Genomic DNA, 4,404 nt, shown 5'->3' on the forward strand with positions numbered 1-4,404 from the left:
AAACCTTATATTCGATGAGACTGAAACTGCTCTGGCTCAAGAGGTCGCAGCGGTGTGCAATAATGCGCTTCAAGATATGTACCCACGATACATGGTCGATGAGATACTCGGGATGCTACACAGGATGAATGAGAAAATTGAAGTAATCGACGACGCTTTGGATCCGTTCATACTGCGCCCCCTATTGGTTCGCACGCGGTGTGAGCTGTGTCCTGTGTAATGGCACGAGGACTGAATTTGAACATCTAAAGAAAGGAGACAGCAATGAAGGGACATATTCGCAAAAAAGGAGAGCGCTCCTGGCAGATCACGCTGGACACCGGCACCGGGCCTGATGGGAAACGCCGGCGCTACTTCGAAACGATACACTCGACACGCAAATCCGATGCTCAAAAGAGGCTGAATGAGCTATTGGTCAGCGTCGAAAAGGGCCTGTATGCCCCGCCTGGGCGTCTTACCCTGGCAGAGCACCTTAAGAACTGGCTAGATGGTTATGTTAGGGTTAACTGTAGCATCCGAACACTTGATGCTGTCCAGAGCATTGTAGAGCACCACTTGATACCTACCTTGGGGCATACTCAGCTAAAGCACCTTCACCCCCAAGCAATACAAGCCTATTACGGCAAGGCCTGTGAGCACCTATCGGCCCGGACGGTACACTATCACCATCGGATATTAAACCAATCTCTTAAATACGCCGTCCGACAAGGTTACTTAGGCCGCAATCCTTGTGAGCTTGTTGACCCACCTAAACCACGTAAAAGGCTCATGCGCACGCTAACGCCTAGTGAGCTTGAAATACTGCTGGAGAACGCTTCGAGTAATCAATTCTATCCCGTAATCTATACCGCCGTGAGCACCGGACTTCGCCAGACTGAATTACTTGGTTTAATGTGGCGCTCAATTGACCTCGATTATCTCTCAATATCAGTTAGCCAGGTGCTATACAAGCGTCGGGGTGTCTGTCAGTTTAATGAGCCTAAAACAAGCCATAGCCGCCGCGGCGTGAGTATGACGCCTAAGTTAGCCCTCTTTTTGAGGGAATACAAGCTGGAACGTGAATGCCTATACCAGCAGCTAGGAAAAGAACTTACCCTGGACAGCCTTGTTTTTGCCAACGCCGAAGGCAAGCCGCTAGACCCTGGTGTGCTAACTCATAACTTCGCCAGGATAGCAAAACGGGCCGGCCTGGAGAATGTCCGCTTCCACGATTTAAGGCATACCTTCGCAAGTCTTATGCTACTTCGTAAAGCAAAGCCAAAGGTTATCAGTGAGGCGCTAGGCCATGCGAGCGTTGCCTTTACAATGGATACCTACAGCCATATAATTGAGGGGATGCAAGAGGATGCTATGGCGTTACTGGACGAAGTGCTACCGGCCGGGGTCAACAAATATTCTGTCGCCTTTTTGTCGCCAACCTTAGGGTAATGAGCGCCAGAACATAGCAATTTAGCCTCAAGTCCCTGTAGCTCAGCTGGATAGAGCGGCTGCCTTCTAAGCAGCGGGTCGCAGGTTCGAATCCTGCCAGGGACGCCACAGACCCGGTTCACCCCCAAGGCATACTCGCAATCAATGATGGGCACGCCACATGTAGTCGGGAGAGACAGGGAGCAATGCAGTGACAGTAAAGGTCCTCTTTGATACGGATATCGGCTCCGATATTGATGACGCCGTCTGCCTGGCATATCTTCTTGCCCAGCCGGAATGCGAACTCCTGGGCATAACCACGGTTACCGGTGAAGCCGACCGGCGGGCCATGCTGGCAAGCGTCCTCTGCAAAGTCGCCGGGAAGGAAGTCCCCATCTATCCCGGCTGTGAGGAACCCCTGCTCATTCCTCAGAAACAGAAACAGGCACCGCAGGCCGTCGCCCTCCAGAAATGGGAGCATGACAGCGAGTTCCCCCGGGGGCAGGCCGTAGAGTTCCTGCGACGGACAATCCGCGAACACCCCGGGGAGGTCATTCTGCTCAGCGTTGGCCCACTAACCAATATCGGCCTCCTCTTCAAGTTAGACCCTGATATTCCCTCTCTCCTCAAAGGCCTGGTGATGATGTGTGGGTCGTTCAGTAATCTACGGGCCGGTATCCCGCGCAGAGAGTGGAACGCTATCTGCGACCCCCACGCGCTGGCAATAGTGTACCAGGCAACCACGGGCATACACCGCTCTATCGGACTTGATGTAACCCGCCAGGTTACCATGCCTGTACAGCAGTTCCGGGAACGGCTTACACACGAACTGCACCGGCCCGTACTGGACTTCGCAGAGGTATGGTTTCAGGGAAGAGATATCGTCACCTTTCATGACCCTCTGGCAGCGACGACCATCTTTGACGACGGCATCTGCGGATTTGAGAAAGGGACCGTAGAGGTAGAGCTTGCCAGTCCGGGACTGGCGGGAATGACGCTCTGGACACCGGACGACACCGGAAAGCATGAGGTAGCCCTGCAGGTGGACAGCGCGCGGTTCTTCGAGCACTACTTCTCCGTGTTTAAGTAGCCGGCAGGTACAGCGGAGATATACGGCAGTGGGACGAGTACTGGTCTTCGGCAGCATCAATACTGACCTTGTTACCTACGTCGATACCCTGCCTGTGCCGGGAGAGACGGTGACCGGTGGCGGCTTTGAGACCTTCCCCGGTGGCAAGGGCGCCAACCAGGCAGTGGCCGCGGCACGGGCAGGAGCAGCCGTCGAGATGTACGGCTGCGTGGGTGATGATGCCCCCGGCCGCGATAGACTGGACAGCCTGGAAGAAGCGGGTATATCCACGCGGAATGTCACCGTGAAGAAGGGTACCCATTCCGGCATCGCCCAGATAATCGTGGACAGGCGTGGGGAAAACGTCATCGCCGTGGCTCCCGGAGCGAACTTTCTCTTCGACCCTGGGGACGTTGCCTTTCCAGAGCATTCCCCGGACGAAAAGGTGGTATCCCTCTTCCAGAACGAAGTACCGCAGGCAAGCACCGAAGCCATTATCCGGGAATGTAAGCAACGCAGGATGACGGTACTGTGGAACATGGCCCCGGCCTGCCAGGAAAGACCGTCTGCAGAAACACTTCGGGCTGTGGAATATCTTATCTGCAATCAGCCTGAACTGAGGGCCATAGTCGGCGACGGCGAGAACGAAGTGCTGGCCAACGAGTTGCTGCGCTGGGGGGTTGCCAACGTCCTGGTAACCCTTGGCGAAAAGGGGGCGCTACTCGTCACCAGCCGGGATACATACCGCCAGAAAGCCTTCCCCGTCAGCGTCGTCGATACCGTTGGGACGGGCGACTGCTTCTGCGGGGTCTTCGCCTGTAGCCTGTCTTTCGGCATGCCGGTGAAAGAGGCATTACGAAGGGCATCTGCGGCAGCGGCGTTATCAGCCGGTGTCAGAGGAGCACAGACCTCGATGCCCACCGCCGCCGAGGTGGACAGGTTTCTCTCAGCTTCGGACAGTGTGTGATAACGATACGGCCACTCAAGGGAGGACAGAAGTAATGGCAACGTTTGAGGAACTGGCAGACCTTATCCGCAATGAGATTGTGCAGCGCCAGCAGGAAGGTTGCGATATCGAAACTATCGAGGAGCGGGTGGAGAAGGCATTACAGAGGAGCGACGGTCTGAAGGGAATGGACCTCTATGCCATCCTGAACGGCCTCGAAGGCCTGCAACCAAAGGAGTCGTTTCGCTACGTAGAACCGTGCACGCTGGAAGATATCCGGGCACAACGTCCGGACGGTCCGCGACGTATGGAGTGCGACCTCACCGATGCACAGGCGTTCGACCGCATTCACGGGGCCTGGCTGGGCCGGGCAGCAGGCTGCATCCTGGGAAAACCTGTCGAGGGCTGGAAGAAGGAACGGATTGACAGCTACCTGCGGTTCGCCGATGCCCTGCCGCTTAATGACTACTTTCCACTTGTCGACAATCACCCCGACGGGCTCGAACTCCGGATGGCGGATTGCTCCCGGGGCAGAATCCAGTACATGGCCCGGGACGACGACATGGACTATCCGGTGCTGGGCCTTCACATGCTGGAGAACCACGGGCCGGACTTCACATCACGAAACGTAGCCAACACCTGGCTCAGCCGGCTGTCGTACTACCTTACCTATACCGCCGAGCGGGTGGCTTACCGTAACCTGGTGAACCAACTCTGGCCGCCGGAGTCCGCCACGTACCGCAATCCCTTCCGCGAGTGGATAGGTGCCCAGATTCGGGCCGATATCCTGGGCTATGTATGCCCCGGCTGGCCGGAGAAGGCCGCCGAGTTCGCCTACCGCGATGCTGTTGTCTCCCACGTCAAGAACGGGGTATACGGAGAAATGTTCGTTGCCGCAATGCTGGCCGCGGCCTTTGTCACCGATGACGTCGAGGAAGTAATACGTATCGGCCTCTCCGAGATTCCGGAGCAGTGCCGACTT

At 56.2% G+C, this 4,404-nt stretch carries 5 protein-coding genes and 1 tRNA gene; all 6 read left to right on the forward strand.

The features are described 5' to 3' along the window. The coding region (locus VMW13_01760; GenBank protein ID HUV43535.1) for a hypothetical protein at nucleotides 1-220 on the forward strand (220 nt) is incomplete at its 5' end. Nucleotides 221-264: 44 nt separating this feature from the next. Then, nucleotides 265-1,428 (forward strand): site-specific integrase, encoded by a 1,164-nt coding sequence (locus VMW13_01765; GenBank protein HUV43536.1) that lies wholly within the window; start codon nucleotides 265-267, stop codon nucleotides 1,426-1,428. Between the two features lie 31 nt (nucleotides 1,429-1,459). Further along, nucleotides 1,460-1,536 (forward strand) — tRNA-Arg (locus tag VMW13_01770). A gap of 82 nt (nucleotides 1,537-1,618) precedes the next feature. Continuing rightward, nucleotides 1,619-2,497 (forward strand): nucleoside hydrolase, encoded by an 879-nt coding sequence (locus VMW13_01775; GenBank protein HUV43537.1) that lies wholly within the window; start codon nucleotides 1,619-1,621, stop codon nucleotides 2,495-2,497. A 28-nt stretch (nucleotides 2,498-2,525) separates the two neighbouring features. Continuing rightward, on the forward strand, nucleotides 2,526-3,443 hold the full coding sequence (locus VMW13_01780) for a ribokinase (protein HUV43538.1): 918 nt from the start codon (nucleotides 2,526-2,528) through the stop codon (nucleotides 3,441-3,443). Between the two features lie 34 nt (nucleotides 3,444-3,477). Then, nucleotides 3,478-4,404, forward strand: a 927-nt coding sequence (locus VMW13_01785) for an ADP-ribosylglycohydrolase family protein (GenBank protein ID HUV43539.1), incomplete at its 3' end; no start/stop codon positions are given.

The sequence above is a fragment of the Dehalococcoidales bacterium genome, from assembly GCA_035529395.1.
In the GTDB taxonomy this organism is placed as follows: domain Bacteria; phylum Chloroflexota; class Dehalococcoidia; order Dehalococcoidales; family Fen-1064; genus DUES01.

Coding starts and splice junctions, on each gene's coding strand:
- VMW13_01765 (HUV43536.1), top strand. CDS start 265: ATGAAGGGACATATTCGCAAAAAAGGAGAGCGCTCCTGGCAGATCACG.